The organism is Vagococcus salmoninarum (assembly GCF_003987495.1).
Lineage (GTDB): Bacteria > Bacillota > Bacilli > Lactobacillales > Vagococcaceae > Vagococcus_D > Vagococcus_D salmoninarum.
The window spans coordinates 48,604-65,765 of the sequence record NZ_NGJU01000001.1 but is presented as its reverse complement, the minus strand read 5'-3'; the positions used below and the strand labels follow the sequence as shown (position 1 = coordinate 65,765).

At 35.3% G+C, this 17,162-nt stretch carries 14 protein-coding genes; 4 read left to right on the top strand and 10 right to left on the bottom strand.

The window, feature by feature from the left end; translation table 11 throughout:
- Position 1 precedes the first annotated feature (1 nt).
- Genes CBF35_RS00330 through CBF35_RS00315 form a run of 4 tightly spaced genes read left to right on the top strand, consistent with a single transcriptional unit; the run spans position 2 to position 6,040 of the window.
- Positions 2-691, top strand: coding sequence for a TcpE family conjugal transfer membrane protein (locus tag CBF35_RS00330; RefSeq protein ID WP_010785416.1), 690 nt, complete (start codon positions 2-4; stop codon positions 689-691).
- A gap of 14 nt (positions 692-705) precedes the next feature.
- Entirely contained in the window at positions 706-3,228 is a 2,523-nt protein-coding gene (locus CBF35_RS00325; RefSeq protein ID WP_010785417.1) for an ATP-binding protein, read from the top strand.
- Between the two features lie 12 nt (positions 3,229-3,240).
- Positions 3,241-5,028 carry a CD3337/EF1877 family mobilome membrane protein gene (locus tag CBF35_RS00320; RefSeq protein WP_003744468.1) on the top strand — a complete coding sequence of 596 codons (1,788 nt, stop codon included), beginning with the start codon at positions 3,241-3,243 and terminating at the stop codon, positions 5,026-5,028.
- Entirely contained in the window at positions 5,015-6,040 is a 1,026-nt protein-coding gene (locus CBF35_RS00315) for a lysozyme family protein (protein ID WP_010785418.1), read from the top strand. Before CBF35_RS00320 ends, CBF35_RS00315 begins: the two co-directional genes overlap by 14 nt.
- Before the next feature lie 151 nt (positions 6,041-6,191).
- Here CBF35_RS00315 and cadA read toward each other — a convergent pair whose 3' ends face one another.
- The 10 genes from cadA to arsR all read right to left on the bottom strand — a co-directional run bounded on the left by cadA (position 6,192) and on the right by arsR (position 17,067).
- Complete coding sequence (gene cadA / locus CBF35_RS00310) at positions 6,192-8,294, bottom strand: cadmium-translocating P-type ATPase CadA (RefSeq protein ID WP_003744464.1); 2,103 nt, start codon at positions 8,292-8,294, stop codon at positions 6,192-6,194.
- A gap of 16 nt (positions 8,295-8,310) precedes the next feature.
- The gene (cadC, locus tag CBF35_RS00305) at positions 8,311-8,667 is read right to left on the bottom strand and encodes a Cd(II)-sensing metalloregulatory transcriptional repressor CadC (RefSeq protein ID WP_003744462.1); all 357 of its coding nucleotides are present in this window, start codon (positions 8,665-8,667) and stop codon (positions 8,311-8,313) included.
- Positions 8,668-9,005: 338 nt separating this feature from the next.
- On the bottom strand, positions 9,006-9,776 hold the full coding sequence (locus tag CBF35_RS00300; RefSeq protein ID WP_003744460.1) for an ABC transporter permease: 771 nt from the start codon (positions 9,774-9,776) through the stop codon (positions 9,006-9,008).
- Positions 9,769-10,704, bottom strand: a complete 936-nt coding sequence (locus CBF35_RS00295) for an ABC transporter ATP-binding protein (protein ID WP_002372158.1) — start codon at positions 10,702-10,704, stop codon at positions 9,769-9,771. Before CBF35_RS00295 ends, CBF35_RS00300 begins: the two co-directional genes overlap by 8 nt.
- 77 nt (positions 10,705-10,781) lie before the next feature.
- Positions 10,782-10,961, bottom strand: a complete 180-nt coding sequence (locus CBF35_RS00290; RefSeq protein WP_003744454.1) for a hypothetical protein — start codon at positions 10,959-10,961, stop codon at positions 10,782-10,784.
- Between the two features lie 24 nt (positions 10,962-10,985).
- A complete protein-coding gene (locus CBF35_RS00285; RefSeq protein WP_010785419.1) occupies positions 10,986-12,659 on the bottom strand; it encodes an FAD-dependent oxidoreductase in 1,674 nt (557 codons plus the stop codon).
- Between the two features lie 20 nt (positions 12,660-12,679).
- On the bottom strand, positions 12,680-13,735 hold the full coding sequence (gene arsB, locus CBF35_RS00280) for an arsenite efflux transporter membrane subunit ArsB (protein WP_003744449.1): 1,056 nt from the start codon (positions 13,733-13,735) through the stop codon (positions 12,680-12,682).
- 29 nt (positions 13,736-13,764) lie between these two features.
- The gene (gene arsB, locus CBF35_RS00275) at positions 13,765-14,844 is read right to left on the bottom strand and encodes an arsenite efflux transporter membrane subunit ArsB (RefSeq protein WP_003744447.1); all 1,080 of its coding nucleotides are present in this window, start codon (positions 14,842-14,844) and stop codon (positions 13,765-13,767) included.
- Between the two features lie 79 nt (positions 14,845-14,923).
- The gene (arsA, locus tag CBF35_RS00270) at positions 14,924-16,666 is read right to left on the bottom strand and encodes an arsenite efflux transporter ATPase subunit ArsA (RefSeq protein ID WP_002333378.1); all 1,743 of its coding nucleotides are present in this window, start codon (positions 16,664-16,666) and stop codon (positions 14,924-14,926) included.
- Between the two features lie 35 nt (positions 16,667-16,701).
- Positions 16,702-17,067, bottom strand: coding sequence for an As(III)-sensing metalloregulatory transcriptional repressor ArsR (gene arsR, locus CBF35_RS00265; protein WP_003744438.1), 366 nt, complete (start codon positions 17,065-17,067; stop codon positions 16,702-16,704).
- Positions 17,068-17,162: the final 95 nt, after the last annotated feature.

The window sequence follows — 17,162 nt, the reverse complement described above, 5'->3', positions numbered from 1 at the left end:
CATGAATATAGAAAAACAGATATTAGACTATAGAGAGCCCTTCAATGCACCCTATATGATCAGAGAAATTGCCAAAAATGTCCACTTACCTTTTGTTGTTTATGCACAGGATTTCACTGTTGCAACAGTCAGTTTTGCGATTGTGTTTAGTGCTCTCTTGATACTTTTTGGAATGAATCAATTAGTCGTCATAGTTTCTCTAGCTATTCCTTATGGATTAGTACAACTATTTAACCGAGTTGAGCCGGATGGAAAGAGAGCGGATATTTTTTTGAAAGATTATTTTCTCTATCTTCTGACCTTTGTATTTGGGCATAAATCACTGTATCATGAGCAACTTCACTCATTTAAACAAGAAAAAGTAATTTATGATCGCTGTACCGTTGAACAGCTTTCCATAAAAAAAGAAGGAGAAGCAAAAATGAATACATTAGATGTTGACCAATTGAAACAAGAAATAAAAGATAGTGTTGTTCCAGAACTAATCCATGAATTTGAATCCTTAAAGGCAAGAGAAGAAGGTTTCTATGAATTGTTTGAAACAGATGATGAAGTATTGCTAATGAAGAAAATACTCTTTCGGCAATTTGCAGACGGAGTTATCCCGATGTCAGAAATTCCTAAATTAAAGGAACAATATCATTCATTAATCAAGCAATCCATTCGTAAACGAATCACTAGATTATTATAGAAAGGTGGAAAAAAATGAAGTTTAAACAGCCATTTCATAAGGTTTATCATAATTTATTGCTTACTACAGAAAATGAAGTTTGGGCATATTTTACTTGTCCTAGCGACTATGTTATTGGTCAAAATAAAGAAATTCAAGAAAAGCATAAACAAAAATGGAATCAATTTTTACAAAGCTTACGCCGTTTTGAGGACTTTGAACTATTTCTAAATCCGCATTCTTACAATCTTAGTGAGCGGCTAGCAGCTTTCTCCGAAAATTTTGATGAACAAGCAAAATCAATGGGCGATAGTTTAGTTGATCGAACACTTTCCGAATTAGAAAATCAACTTCGAGTTCTCACAACGGAAAAATTTTATATTGGGGTTAAACTTTCTAGTTTATCTTCTGCAACAACTGTAAAAGGAAAAGCGATGGAAGTCGTTGACTATTACGCAGGAAAGTTATTATCCTTGAACCACTATCACCTAACTGTTGATGAAGATTTTTTAAAACGATACCGTTCAATAGAATCAGAAATTTTTCAACTTGTTGGAACGGTTAATGGGCGTAGACTTACTGAACAAGAAGTGCTACAAGCCTGCCGTTATCCCTATGTACGTGGAATGAAGACTTCCTTTGATCTTGATTTTGTTGAAAATAGCAGCTATTCATTAACAGATACTATTCTTGATCCTACAGAAGAACAAGGCTTATTAAAGTTAAGAAGCTCAGAAGGAACTAGCTACATTGCTCTGCTTCCTATTCATAAATTCGCCCCCAACTTGGCATTCAATCATATAGCAGAAGTGGTGCAAAGTCTCCCCTTTCCAGTAGAATTCCGACTCAAAGGGCATTTTGAACCCTTAAAAGGTGGTAGAGGATTAAAAGGAAAGTCTTCTCGTGCTGCCAAGCGATTAAAAAATAGTGCAAAAGAAACGGTTTCTATGGGCGATTCCGAAATGAAATCCAGTCGCTTTAATCGTTATGCTTTGACCGACTTAAACAATAAAATAGACTTAAGAGTCCCTGTCATTAAATGGCTGGGACTTTTTGGTGTCTTTGGACAAACACCAGAGGAATGTCGTAGTCGGATTCGTACCGTCATTTCTTTATGCCAATCTCGAAATGTTGAAATAGTCAAAGGCTTAGCCGATCAAGTATTTCTCTTCCATCAATTTTTAGCTGGTAACAAACTAGGTTCTGAAAAAAATTGGCTTCACTACACCACAGTTGAAGGAATTAGTGAAATGTTATTGAGTGTTGAAAATCGGATTGGTGATAACGTAGGAATTCCTATTGGTATGGTCTCGGAATTGAAAAACACTCGAAACTTAACACCAAAAGAAGTGGCAAAAACGAGTCGAAAACCCATTTTCTTTAATCCATCTATTGGGAACCAAAATGATATCGCTGATAAAAAAGCCAATAGCCCGCACATTGCCATCACTGGACCCACTGGAAACGGAAAATCCTACTTGGCAAAGTTTATTTTCTTCCTTTCAGTTTTAATGAATGGAAAAGGATTGTACGTTGATCCTAAATCTGAGTTCTTCGATTGGATTATGGAGGTTATCAATCATCCACTTTATCAAGAAAAGTATCCCGACACTTGTGCTTTCATTCAACAGCACTTCCACCAAGTGAGACTTGATCCAAATAAAACCAGTAACAAAGGCGTTCTTGATCCCTTCTGTTTTATTCCTAATCGAGTAGCTGCAAAAGACATGGCGCAAGACTTATTTGAAGAGCTTTATGATTTTACTAGTGCTAGAGAGAAAAAATCAAGATTGGCAATGCTAGAAGGAATCGAAACTGTATTAAAAAGAAGAGATCAAGGTGAACGAATAGGCTTACTTCATGTAGTTGACTTCATGCTGGAAAGTCCACATGAGGAGGTACGAGATACAGCCAGCTTAATCAAGAAATCAGTACAAGGTTCTATTTTAGAATTAGCTTTTAGTTATGGCGAAAATGAAGGACTAAATCTTACGAATAAGGTGACTATCTTAGAAGTTTTGGGGTTAGAAATGCCTCGTGCAGAAACACTTAGCAATGATTACAGTGCTACCCAAAGAAAATCGGTCATGTTGATGATGTCTATTGGAAAATTCTGTGAACTTTTCGGCTTACGTGACCGAGAGGAAAGCACTGTTGTTCTATTTGATGAAAGTTGGATTTTTAATTCTTCTAAAAACGGTCGTGCGATTATCAAATCCATGCGCAGAGTTGGTCGAAGTTTTAACAATACCCTGATTATTGTCACTCAATCTGTTAAAGATACAGCCGAAGAAGATGATACAGGAAACTTTGGACGAATTTTTGCATACGATGACAAAGATGAACGAGAAGATATTCTTCGTCATTTAGGATTAGAAATCACTAATGAGAATATTGAGTGGTTAAAAAATCTACCAAAATATCATTGCCTTTATTTAGATTTACGAGGACGTGTTGGCAAAATGCTTGTCTACTGTCCTTATGAAGAAATCCATCAAATGCTGCAAACGGTCAAAAAAAATACAAGTGCAGATGTGGAAACGACCTTTAGCACTTAGAAAGGAGCTGCTATGTTACTAAAAGATTTATTTGATATTGACAGTTTCCAATCCTTTTTTGAAAAAGGCGGCTGGTTTAGCATCAATGAAAATTTACAAAGTGTGCTAAATGCGTTGCTCAATATTGCCTTTGGCTTAATCAAATACCTTGTTCTGGCATTAGATTATGTGATAGACAAACTCTTTAGTTTAAATTTATTAGAAGGAGTATTACCGGATTTATTCTCTACTACTGGTGCTATTTACAATAAGTTATTCAGTGTTGTAGGAATTCTCCTTTTTACGTTCGTGATTGTTATTTCAGTGAAAGATTTTTTTGAAAAAGGAATCAGCAAAGCATTAATTCGATTTGGTGTTTTTACTTTAATCTATGTTGGAAGTATGACCTTCTTTTCGGATGGTGCTAACAAAATCCAAGAAGTGAATATACTATCTCAAAATGTTCAAGGACAATTAGTTGATTTAACAAGTGGTAGTTTGACAAAAGGCAATGGCAATATTTCAGAGAACTTACTCGGATCAAACCAACAATTAGATGGAACAAGCAATATCCGAAATCTTATTTTTGATGAATTTGTTATTAAACCTTATGCTTTACTCAATTTTGGGAAAACTGACTTATCAAAAGAGCAATTTGAATCCTATCTTGTTAAAAGTGGCGAAACATTTAATCAAAAAAAGACAGACGAAATTGCAGATAAAATAAAAAAAGACTCCGAAAAAAATTCTTATCTCACCTCTGATCGTATGACCGAAAAAGTAGCTGTTTTACTAAATACATTTATTATGCTGATTGTGATTGGAACAGCGGTACTAATCATTGGGGTTGCAAATATTTTAATCCAGCTATTAATTTACGGAATTCTGTTTCTCTTCCCCTCACTACTATTTTTAGCTTTGATTCCAAACATGCACCATCTGTTAAAAAATGGATTCATGTTACTAGGAACACTGTTTGCTTCAAAAATAGGGATTGGATTCGGTTTTGGTCTCTTGTTCTCTATTCTAAATTTGCTAGATTCCTTTTTTGTTGTAACAAACATTGTCACAATGATTGTTGGACTGTTCGTAAAAGTTTTATTAGGTCTATTCATTTGGAAGAATAAAGGACAAATCGTTCGCTCACTTATCAAAGGAAAAGCAGAGTTAAAAGACTTTTCTTTCAATCCAAAACAAGCTCTTCAAGAAAGGCAGCAGCAACGAGCACAAAAAGAAGATCAGCAAAATCGCTATGCTGAACAAGCCTATAAAACACAAGCCGCAGAAAATGATTACCTTCGTTCTGGAGTAGAATTGGATCACGCTTATCGTCAAAACGAACTACAGGATAATTTATTAGTGCAAGCTGGTGAAGAAGAAACTTCTCTTGATAAAACGGCAACAGCTTTTGATGAACATCCAATGACATCCAAAGAAGAAACGCTCCCTATAAATACTGTTGGTGTAAAAGATTCAGCAGAATTGCCAAACTATCCTGTTAAAAACGTATCAGACTTTGAAACAAGTACAGAACCTTTTATAACGGAAACTGTATTACCAATGGAAGAAGTTGATGATACATTAATTGCACCAAGTCCTTTAGCGGAAGAAATTGAAACTTCTGTGGAACAAGTTGTTGAGAATAAAGAGATAACAGAAACTATAGAACATGTTTCTCTAGAAGAAACCCCTTCATCACCTTCTCCATCTCCAGTAACACAACATGAAGCAAAGCAACTTGAAAAAGAAATTAGTCATTTAAGACAGGAAGCCTATAGCACTCCAGAATTAGAAGAGGAACAGCCCTATGAAACCACGTAAGTTATCTCTTTTATTACTGGCAGGTTTCTTTTTTATATTTTTCATGCTCATTGCTGGAAGTGACTCTTCAACTACCAACTCTGGCTCGGAAGAAGGACAAAACCTTCCAGAAGCAGTGCTTCGTTGGAAAGATAAAGTCACAAAAGAAGCTGCTAAAAATGAGATTTCCGAAGCGGTTCCTTATTTATTAGGAATCATTATGGCAGAATCAGGGGGAAATTCAGAAAAATATCCCGATGTAATGCAATGTTCCGAAAGCCAAGGAAAGCCACCTAATTCAATTCAAGATCCAAATGAATCCATTGAAGTTGGCGTAAAATATTTTGCAGATATGTGGAAAGGACACCGAGAATACGATGTTTTAAATATTGTACAATCATATAATTTTGGAGGTGGCTTTCTAAGTCATTCAGGTAAGAGCTACTCTCTGGATAATGCGATTCAATTCTCAAAAAATCAAGCAGGTGGAAAAACAGTTACTTACACTAATCCTATAGCTGTTAACTTAGGCTATGATTATCGTTATGCGTATGGCAATATGTTTTACGCTCAAATTGTTAAACAGTACACCACTTCTACTTCCGGCAATAATAGTCAAGGAAATTCGGCTATTGTAAACTCAGCACTTAAAGAATTGGATGAAGGAACACATGATGGAGGGATGAAGTATTGGCAATGGTATGGCTTCAACGGACGTGTTGAATGGTGCGCCATTTTTGTTTCTTATAATGCTGAAAAAGCTGGTGTTAAAATGGAACGGTTTGCTTATTGCCCAACAGGTATTGAAAATTTTAAAGCTAAAAACCAATGGCTAGGGAAAGGTAATTTGCCTAAAAGTGGCAATATCATTTTTTTTGATTGGGATGGTGATTCTGTCAGCGACCATGTAGGAATCGTGGAGAAAGTAGAAAATGAAGTTGTTTATACAATTGAAGGTAATTCAGGAGACAAGATTGCTAAACTAAGTTATGAAAAAAATAGCCCTTATATTATAGGGTATGGAACACCATAAATTTTAAAACTAAAAATACTTGAGAAAGAGTTTTTAGTTCGCACAACTATATTTGTCGCAGCTTAATTTTGTAAAATCAACTAAAAAATTATTCTTTACACTATTCAGATAAAGAAGCAGGTATTGTACTTTTTACAATATCTGCTTCTGATTATTTATATCTTATGACACGTGTAGCATTTAAAATCGCCAATACAGATACACCAACATCAGCAAATACAGCTTCCCACATTGTTGCAATTCCGAATGCACCAAGAGTTAAAAAGATGGCTTTAACACCTAATGCAAAAATAATATTTTGCCATACTATTTTCTTTGTAAAACTTGAAATATCAATGGCTTTTGCTATTTTAGAAGGTTCATCGGTCATTAAGACAATATCTGCTGCCTCAATAGCAGCATCTGACCCTAAACCGCCCATAGCAATTCCGATATCTGCTCTTGCTAATACGGGAGCATCATTGATTCCATCACCGACAAAGGCTAGTTTTCCTTTGTCAACTTCCTCATTTTCAAGTCTTTCTAAAATATCCACTTTGTCTGTTGGAAGTAATTCTGAATAAACTTCATCTAATGACAATTCTTTAGCAATATTTTGAGCAATCACTTTATTATCACCTGTTAGCATGACTGTCTTTTGAACACCTTTACTCTTAAGTGATTGAATGGCTTCAAAACTATCTTTTTTAATTTTATCTGAAATCACAATTGAACCAGCAAATACATTATCAATAGCAATATAAACAACCGTTCCTGTTTCGCTGTTCGACATATACTCAATATTATGCTGTTTCATTAATTTTTCATTTCCTGCAAGAACAGGTTTTTCTTTAATCAATACACTAATTCCATGTCCTGCAATTTCTTGATAAGAATCAAGTTCACTGTGTTCAATCTCTTTACCATAAGCTTTCTTAATTGACATAGCAATTGGGTGATTAGACAGTGTTTCTGCTTTTGCTCCATACTCTATTAATTGCTCTTCTGTAAAACCATTGCTTGTATTAATAGAAGTGACTTCAAATACTCCCTCTGTTAGTGTTCCTGTTTTATCAAATACAATTGTATCAACATTGTTTAAGGCTTCAAGAAAATTACTGCCTTTTACTAGAATACCATGTTTAGAAGCACCACCAATTCCACCAAAGAAACCTAGCGGGATTGAAACAACCAATGCACATGGACAAGAGATTACAAGAAAGATTAGCCCTCTATTTACCCAATCAGACCACTCACCACCAAAGAATAGGGGAGGAATGACTGCTAATAGGGTTGCAACAATTACCACTACTGGAGTATAGTATCTTGAAAATTTTGTGATAAAGTTTTCAGTGGGGGCTTTTTTACTACTAGCATTTTCAACAAGATCAATAATCTTTGCCACCGTTGATTCACCAAATGTTTTTGTAACTTCAATCGTTAAGACACCACTCTGATTGATACAACCAGACAATACGTTATCTCCAGTTTTTGTTTTTCGTGGGACCGATTCACCTGTTAATGCTTTTGTATCTAACAGGGATTCGCCAGCAACGACAATTCCATCAAGAGATACTTTTTCGCCAGCCTTAACAATAATGATATCACCAATCTTTATTGTTTCAGGTTTTACTTTCTTGATGTCGTTTCCAACTTTCAAGTTAGCATAATCTGGTCGAATATCCATTAAATCTGTAATTGATTTTTTAGAACGCTTAACGGCAATATCTTGAAACAATTCACCAATTTGATAAAAAAGCATAACAGCAACTGCTTCTGCGGTTTCTCCAATGATAAAGGCTCCAATCGTTGCAATACTCATTAAGAAGTTTTCATCAAATACTTGGCCCTTAAAAATATTACGAATTGCTTTTAACAATACATCTCCACCAAGAATTGCATAACTGATTAAGAATAACGCTAACTTCAACCAATCATTTATACCGTCTTGCATGTTGGCTATAACTGCAAATATAAGTATAATTGCACCAACTACTAGTCGAAGAAAAATCTTATTATCTTTAAGACTCAAATTTTTTGTTGGTTCTTTTTTATATTCCTGTTTAGGAAAAACACCAACTTCTGGTTCGTACGTATGCACGATTTTTTCGATTTCTTCATCAAGACCGTTGTCATCTTTCTTATCAAATGCTAACGTCGTATTCATTAAGTTAAGTGTCACATTTTCTATACCGCTTATTTTCTTAACGTCATTCTCAATTTTCCCTGCGCAGTTTGCACAAGTTAACCCCTCTAAAATATACTCTTTCTTCATATCGGGACCTCCAGATTCATTCTGCTACATGCTTGAAACTTTGTTCGAAAATTTCATACACATGTTTGTCAGTAAGTGAATAATACACAATCTTACCCTCACGTCTGTTTTTTACCAGATTAGCGAGCCTTAAAGTTTTTAATTGATGAGAAATTGCCGATTTCGTCATATTCAGCAACACAGCCAAATCACAAACACACATTTCACTCTCGTGTAATGCATACAGTATTTCCAATCTAGTTTTATCTGCAAATGCCTTATATAAACTAGTTAAATTAGTTATTGCTTGTTTTTCAGGCATCACTTCTTTCACTTTCTCTACAACTTCTTTATGTATAACATCGCAATCACAGATCAATTCTTGTTTATTCATATTTCTCACCCTTTCAATTGAGCAATCACTCAACTGTATTGTAGCCTTTCAAATTTATTATGTCAATGTTGATTCCATACAATTGTCTATGAACGCTCCCTTGTTCCGATACTAACTTATACAGACAGCAAGCTTTGTCATTTTCGCTATATGCAATTTCTTAGAAAAAGTTTCAATATTTGAATCCTGTTCCAATCATTTGTTGTTCAATTAATTCGTTTGATGACATTAAAATTAAAAAAGATAGAAGCTTATTATTGAAATACAAATAAGTTTCTATCTTTTTACTGTTTAATAATCTAATTTTTACTCTCTCAACCTTTGATATTCCTTCTTTACTAGCTTCTCAGCCCTTTCCCTTTATCAACAAGATACCAACAAACAGAATAAAGGATGATAATAAAAAGAATTAGAATCGTTATAGAAATGACGAGTGGCACATCAGTTGTCCCAAGAAAACCGTATCTGAACCCAGAAATCATATAAACGATAGGATTGACTTTTGAAACTCCTTGCCAAAAAGGTGGTAGCATTGAAATGGCGTAAAATACACCACCTAAATAAGTTAATGGCTGTAAAACAAATGTTGGTACAATTGAAACATCATCATAAGATTGTGCAAAAACACCATTAATTAAGCCTGCTAATGAAAATAAAATTGCAGTCATCAATAATGTAATCACCACAATAAACCATGAATAAACATGAAGTGGAACAAAAAATAGAGAAATGACTGTAACCAATGTCCCAACTAAGATACTCCTACCCAGTCCACCAATAACAAATCCCCAAATAATAACATGTGTGGGTACAGGTGCAACTAATAGCTCTTCAATATTCTTTTGGAATTTTTGAGAAAAGAAAGATGAAGAAACATTTGCGTAAGAACTTGTGATTGCAGACATCATAATTAAACCTGGTACAATAAATTCCATATAGGAGAAGCCGCCCATATCACCAATACGACCACCAATCATTTTTCCAAAAATAACAAAATATAATGAGGTCGTAATAACAGGAGGCACTAAAGTTTGTACCCATATCCGTAGGTAACGGTTGGTTTCCTTAACTGCTAAGCTTTTAAGTGCTGTAAAGTAGATACTAAACATTTTTCTCCTCCTTTTGATGTTTGTCTTCGGTAATTTTTAAGAACAACTCTTCCAATCTATTTGATTTATTGCGCATAGAAAGAACCTTGATATTTTGCTGATTGAGCTGCTCAAAAATATTATTAACTCCCTGATTTCGTTCAACTTCTATAGCAAGTGTTAGATCATCTTCAAAAAAGTGCTTATAACCTTTTATCACAGGCTTTTTGTCGTAGCTATCTAAATCAAAAATGAAAGTCTCATATTGTAGTTTTGATAGAAGTGCTTTCATACTTGTATTCTCAATTAGCTCACCTGATTGAATAATTCCAATGTTACGACAAAGCATCTCTGCTTCTTCTAAATAATGAGTTGTAAGAATGATTGTTGTGCCACTTTCATTTAACTCTTTTAAAAATGCCCACATTTCTCTTCTAAGCTCAATGTCCACTCCAGCAGTTGGTTCATCAAGAATTAGCAGACGTGGCTCGTGCATTAATGCTCGAGCTATCATAAGTCTTCGTTTCATCCCTCCAGATAACATACGGGCACGAACGTTTCTTTTCTCCCATAAATTGGACTGCTTCAAATACTTTTCACTACGTTTCAGTGCCTCTTTTCTTGAGACACCATAATATCCTGCTTGATTTACTACAATTTGTTGAACCGTTTCAAACGGATTAAAATTAAATTCCTGCGGCACAAGACCAATCTGTTGCTTTGCTCGCTCTAAATCATTATCAATATCATAATCAAAAACCTTTACTTGACCAGCAGTCTTATTAACAAGTGAGGTAATAATTCCAATTGTTGTTGATTTTCCAGCACCGTTTGGACCTAGCAGTGCATAAAAATCTCCTTCTTCTACAGTTAAATCAATACCACGCAGCGCCTCAACACCGGTCGCATATACTTTTTTTAAGCCTTTTAAATCTAGTGCATAGCTCATTTACTCATTACCTCCTTACTCATATTTCTTTTGTCAAAAAACAAATGCAGTCAAGGTGCAACTGCATTTGCGACAAACTATTTTCTGTCTTCTTTAGCTTTAGATTCTCTTTTTTTAGCTAAAACATATAGAACCACAACAATTATAACAAAATTTACAAATATACTAACATTTATTTGATAGTTTAATAGTTTGGCAGCGAGGAAAGCTCCCAAGATACCAGCAAGTCTTGCCAGCGCTCTTTTTTCTTCTGTCATCTATTTAATCCCTTCATCATTAAATCAGTTAGAGGCGAGCATTTGGGCAATTATCTGGTAATTTTTATTTCCTCCAGATAAATTATAGACTTCTTTAAATCCTTCGTTTAACAGGATATTTTGAGCAGCATTTCCAGTTACGCCCTTATTACAATACGTGATTGTTGTTACATTTTTATCTAGCTCCGCCACTCTATCACGTATTTCTGCTAATGGAATATGGATAGCCCCTTTAACACAAGAAATTTCATATTGTTTTTTGGAACGAGTATCAATAATTTGCAGTTGTTCTCCACTTGCTTGTCGCTCAATCAATTCAGTTGGGGTCATTAAAGGTGTTCCATTGCTTATTGCATTATCTAACGCCATTCCAGTATAAAGAACGGGGTCTTTCGTTGTCGCAAATGGTGGTGCATAAGCAAGGTCTAAATGGAACAAATCTTCTGCTACTGCACCAAATGAAATTGCAGTGGCAATTACGTCAATTCGTTTATCTACACCTTGCTCTCCAATAATCTGAGCTCCAAGAATTCTCCCGCTACTTTTATCTGCTAAAGCTTTGATTGTCAGCTCTTTTCCACCTAAGTAGTCCGCATGATCTGGCTTAATATTATAAAGAATAGCTGTCTCTAATCCTTCTAATTTAGCTTCTTTTTCTGTTAAACCAGTATATGCAACCGCTAAATCAAAAACTCGAACAATACCAGTTCCTAAAATACCACGATGTTCCAGTGTTCCTCCTGTGATGATATCACCAGCAATTCTACCCATCTTATTAGCAGTTGATCCAAGTGGACGATATATTGGTTTATCTGTAATGACAGAATAGCTCTCAGCAACATCTCCTACCGCATAAATATGTGGTACCGTTGTCTGCATTTTCTTATTCACTTTAATCGCACCAGATTTTCCCAATTGAATAGTTGTCGATTGAATAAGTGAAGTATTCGGAGTAACACCAGCTGCAAGAATGACTAAATCCGATTTGATTGTTTGCTCTTGATTGGTTGCTAATTCAGTAATATAGCCATCCTTCTCTATTACTTTTGTGATTGTTGTATTCAGTTGGAGCTTAACATGATTCTTTTCAAGCTCCTTTTGGACACGATAAGCCATATCAGCATCCATTTGTTTCATGACTTGATTGCCACGTTGAATAATAGTTACCTCTATTCCTTTATGAACCAATTGCTCTGCCATTTCTAATCCAATAAAGCCTGCACCAATAATAGTAGCTTGTTGTGGCTTTTCTTTTTCAATAAATGAGTGAATGGCAGCAGCATCTTGAATAGTACGAACATGAAAAAGATTTCTATTAGCTTGCTGTGCTTTAAAAATCTCTGGCACAATCGGTTTGGATCCTGTTGCTAAAACCAATTCATCATAGGATTCGGTTTTCTTCTCCTTTGTTTGAAGATTCTCAACCTCAAGCGTTTGAGTTTCAGGATGAATAGCTGTCACTCGATGCTCTGTAAAAATATCTACATTATAACGCTTTTTAAACCATGCAGCATTTCTAGGGGTCAACTTATCTAACTCTTCAACTTCATCTCCTATATAATAAGGAATCCCGCAAATTGAATAGGAAATATCCTTGTCTTGGTCGTAGACAACAATCTCTGCTTCCTCTGTATTTCGTCTAGCCTTTGCAGCCACACTTGTCCCAGCTGCTACTGAACCAATAATCACAATTTTCATAAAGATGCCTCATTCCTTTTTTAAGTTTGCTTAAAATATTTTTGCTTAAATTTCAATGCTACATTTACTAAACCAATCAAAACCGGAACTTCCACTAGTGGACCAATTACTGCTGCAAAGGCTTCCCCTGAATTAATACCAAATACGCCAACTGCTACCGCAATTGCTAATTCAAAATTATTGCTCGCTGCGGTAAACGATAATGAAGCTGCAATTGGATAACTGGTTCCCATACGTTTAGAAATAAAGAATGAAACAAAGAACATAAGGACAAAATAAATGAGTAATGGAATGGCAATCCTTACTACATCCATTGGAAGTTCAATGACTTTTTCTCCTTTAACGGAGAACATCACAACAATTGTAAATAATAAGGCAACCAATGTAATTGGACTAATTTTAGGAATGAATTTTTCTTCATACCATTTCTTTCCTTTTTTCTTTATTAGAATCCAACGAGATAAAAAGCCTGCAATGAAAGGAATACCTAAATAAATGAAAACACTTGTTGCAATCTCACCCATTCCAATTGAAACAGCATGCGTTTCTAAGCCTAACCATCCCGGAATAACTGTCACAAAAATATAGGCAAACACTGAATAAAAGATAATTTGAAAAATGGAATTGAACGCCACTAATCCTGCCGTATACTCATTGTCCGCTTGAGCTAAGTTACTCCACACAATTACCATTGCAATACAACGAGCCAGACCAATCATAATTAACCCCACCATATATTCAGGATAATCATGTAAAAAGACAACAGCTAAAATAAACATTAAAATGGGACCGACAATCCAGTTTTGGAAAAGTGATAATAATAAAACCTTCCAATCTTTAAAGACACGCCACATCTCTTCATATTTCACCTTAGCTAACGGTGGATACATCATTAATATCAAGCCTATCGCAATAGGTATAGAAGTTGTTCCAACTTCCAGTTTATTTATTCCTGTCACAACCTCTGGTACAAAATAACCTAATCCAATACCAAAGCCCATTGCAAGAAAAATCCAGAGGGTTAAATAACGATCCAATAATGATAATTTTTTTGTTACACCTGCCACAATCAACATCTCCAAGTAATAAATTTAGTCTTCTTAAACTAGCTTCTTAACGATTGAGGTAACTCATTTTTTTGAAACCATCCAACTGTACTATTCGCAACTTTAACTAATAGCAACATGACTGGTACTTCAACCAATACGCCCACTACTGTTGCTAATGTTGCCCCTGACTGTAAACCAAATAGTGAGATGGCTACTGCTACAGATAATTCAAAGAAATTACTAGCTCCAACCATGCCTGCCGGAGCAGCAATCGAATGAGGCAACTTCCAAAAGCGAGCCCATGTATACGCAATAGCAAAAATAAATAGTGTTTGAATGGTTAGCGGAATTGCAATCAAAAGAATGTGCAGTGGATTATTCAAGATTCTTTCACCTTGAAAAGAAAAAATAATCACTAGCGTTAAGAGAAGCCCAATAATCGTAACCTTATCAAATTTTTTTAGAAATACTGTTTCAAAATAATGAAGTCCTTTATTTTTTATGATGAATGTTCGAGTGACAACACCTAAAAGAAGTGGAATCACTACGAATAAAACAGTCGACAAAATCAATGTATTAATTGGAACAGCTACATTTCCAACACCTAATAAAATAGCAACGATTGGCGCATACAACACTAAAATAATTAAATCATTAATCGCAACTTGAACTAATGTATAAGCTGGATCTCCTTTGGTTAAGTAACTCCAAACAAAGACCATTGCAGTACAGGGTGCCGCACCTAACAATACTGCTCCTGCAACATATTCTTTGGCTAAATCATTTGGGATAATCCCTTTAAATACAACGAAAAAGAAAAATGCTGAAATGGCATACATCGTAAATGGCTTAATTAACCAATTCACTGTACAGGTTACAATCAGACCTTTAGGTTTTTTAGCTGCATTGACAATACTAGTAAAATCTATTTTCAACATCATCGGATAGATCATCAACCAAATTAAGATTGCTGTTGGAATAGATACTTGATAATACTCGAATTTCCCTAAAGTTGCTGGAACAGCTGGCAAATATTTCCCAATTAAAACACCCGTAACCATACACAAAGCCACCCAAAGCGTTAAATATTTTTCAAATATTCCCAATCCTTTTTGTTCTTCTTTTTCCATCATCATCTTCCTCCATCATAAAATTCAAATAAGTGCATGATAGATAGAAAAATTTCTATCTATCAATAAAAAAAATAAAATGCTTCTAATTCAATATATTGTGTAGTGCTTCTCCAGAGATTTCTTCTGCATGCCATTCTACAACCCCATAATGATTATTAGATAATTCTGCTACTTTATCAATCCATGTATTTTCATTTTGTGCTCGGGCTAATAACATTGGATTTGTTGTACCACTTGTTAACATACTGTTATTCACGACCCACCATGTATGAGCAATGCCTGCTCGATCCAAGTCTTCCTGTAGTCGCATAGATTCATAAACAGGTGTTGTTTCAGGTAAAGTGACCATGACCACTTCGGTTTCTTTTCCATCTTGCAAACGAGGTAAGAGACGTTTCACTGATTCTGGTACTTCACCAGATGTCCGCTCTACTTCTTTATGGTAGCTTTGGGTAGAATCAAGTAATAGTAATGTATGTCCTGTTGGTGCGGTATCAATAACTACCACATCACAATCGGCATCATCCACAATCTCTGCAAAAGCTCTGAATACAGCGATTTCTTGTGTACAAGGCGAACGTAAATCTTCTTCTACATAAGCAACATCATCTGGTGACATCGTTTCACGAGCCTTGCTTAATACTTCTTCTGTATAATCTGCTAATTCCTTGTCCTCATCGATATGACTCACCTTGATTTGATCGGATTCAGAAATCACAAATTGTAAATGAGCAGCTGGATCGGTTGTAGCCAAATGAACTTTCTTGCCTTTATCTGCTAAACCAGTGGCAATTGCCGCAGCAATAGTCGTTTTCCCAACGCCACCTTTACCCATTGTAAAAATCACTTTTTTACCAGATTGATGCAACTCATTCACGATGTCTTTCAATCTAGGAAATGCTCTTGGTGTGACTATTTCAGTTAAAAATTCACCTTGATTGGATTTCAACAATTGGCGTAGATTTTCAACACCAGTCACATTGTAAGAACGTAAAGGAATACTGTACTCAGGAAAAGCTTTCAAACTATCTGGCATTTGTGCCAACGCTTCTTGTTGTCCATCATAAATCAATTGAGATACTTTATCTGTTGCTTCCTCTAAGACGCCATTCACTAATAAAACTTGATTTTCAATGCCTATCTCTTGTAATTCTTTAGAAGCTCGATCTGCTTCTAAAAGTGGTGCCTTTTGTGGTCTAGTTACAAGCATTAAAGTTGTTTTTGCTCCATCAGCTAATGTGGCTACAGCATGCTCATAAATTTCCTTTTTATCACCTAAACCAGATAATTGACCTAAGCATGAAGCTCCTGTTGTATTTTCATCCATAAAATTACTCCATGCAGACGGTAACTGTAACATCCTTAACGTGTGACCTGTTGGTGCGGTATCAAAAATAATATAGTCATACTTTTTCTCTGCTTCTGGATCAGTTAAAAAACCAGAAAATTCATTGAAGGCAGCAATCTCTACTGTACAAGAACCAGATAATTGTTCCTCCATATTCGCTAAAGCAGAATCAGGTAGTTTCCCTCTAAATGGTCCTACAACACTTTCTTTATAGTCATCAGCTGCTGTTACTGGATCAAAATTTGCTACAGTTAATCCCGGAACTTCTGGAATTTCTTTCCCTTTATTTGTTAATTCTGTTTGAAAAACATCTTGTAAATTACTTGCTGGATCGGTACTGACTAACATAACTTTTTTCCCACTATCTGCTAAATAAGTAGCAGTGCCACAAGCAGTCGTTGTTTTACCAACACCTCCCTTTCCTGTAAAAAATAGATACTTTGTTAATGGTAGCTGATCTGGTTGGTACAATTTCATGTTTGGTTTCCTCCTTTAAATTTAACATCATCATTCTAAGCAGTTGTTACTTTCTTTGTAGCTGTTACTCTCCCTTTACCCTCACAAGAACATGCAGCATTATCAATCGTATGACAAATACAGTCATCTGTGTTTTGAATTATTGTTTGAATAACACCAGATAATACTTTCATATTCTCCGCATTCAATGAATAGTTGTGCCATGTCCCTGATTTTCTGGCTTGAACAATCCCTGCATTCATTAACACTTTCATGTGATGGGAAAGCGTTGGTTGCGTAAATTCAAAATGCTCTAATAAATCACATGCACAACGCTCACCACAAGAGAGCATATCCACAATTTGAACTCTTTTTGGGTCTCCTAATGCTTTAAAAACTTTTGCTGTTAATTCATAATCCATCTTTCATCCCTCCATACATAGAAGTTCTTCTATATATAATATAGATGTTCATCTATCTATTGTCAATAGATTCTGTCTCACTTAATAAAAAAGCC

Bases quoted from the DNA above. Each gene is read 5' to 3' on its own strand.
- CBF35_RS00330 (WP_010785416.1), top strand. From the start codon at position 2: ATGAATATAGAAAAACAGATATTAGACTATAGAGAGCCCTTCAATGCA.
- CBF35_RS00325 (WP_010785417.1), top strand. From the start codon at position 706: ATGAAGTTTAAACAGCCATTTCATAAGGTTTATCATAATTTATTGCTT.
- CBF35_RS00320 (WP_003744468.1), top strand. From the start codon at position 3,241: ATGTTACTAAAAGATTTATTTGATATTGACAGTTTCCAATCCTTTTTT.
- CBF35_RS00315 (WP_010785418.1), top strand. From the start codon at position 5,015: ATGAAACCACGTAAGTTATCTCTTTTATTACTGGCAGGTTTCTTTTTT.
- cadA (WP_003744464.1), bottom strand. From the start codon at position 8,294: ATGAAGAAAGAGTATATTTTAGAGGGGTTAACTTGTGCAAACTGCGCA.
- cadC (WP_003744462.1), bottom strand. From the start codon at position 8,667: ATGAATAAACAAGAATTGATCTGTGATTGCGATGTTATACATAAAGAA.
- CBF35_RS00300 (WP_003744460.1), bottom strand. From the start codon at position 9,776: ATGTTTAGTATCTACTTTACAGCACTTAAAAGCTTAGCAGTTAAGGAA.
- CBF35_RS00295 (WP_002372158.1), bottom strand. From the start codon at position 10,704: ATGAGCTATGCACTAGATTTAAAAGGCTTAAAAAAAGTATATGCGACC.
- CBF35_RS00290 (WP_003744454.1), bottom strand. From the start codon at position 10,961: ATGACAGAAGAAAAAAGAGCGCTGGCAAGACTTGCTGGTATCTTGGGA.
- CBF35_RS00285 (WP_010785419.1), bottom strand. From the start codon at position 12,659: ATGAAAATTGTGATTATTGGTTCAGTAGCAGCTGGGACAAGTGTGGCT.
- arsB (WP_003744449.1), bottom strand. From the start codon at position 13,735: ATGTTGATTGTGGCAGGTGTAACAAAAAAATTATCATTATTGGATCGT.
- arsB (WP_003744447.1), bottom strand. From the start codon at position 14,844: ATGATGATGGAAAAAGAAGAACAAAAAGGATTGGGAATATTTGAAAAA.
- arsA (WP_002333378.1), bottom strand. From the start codon at position 16,666: ATGAAATTGTACCAACCAGATCAGCTACCATTAACAAAGTATCTATTT.
- arsR (WP_003744438.1), bottom strand. From the start codon at position 17,067: ATGGATTATGAATTAACAGCAAAAGTTTTTAAAGCATTAGGAGACCCA.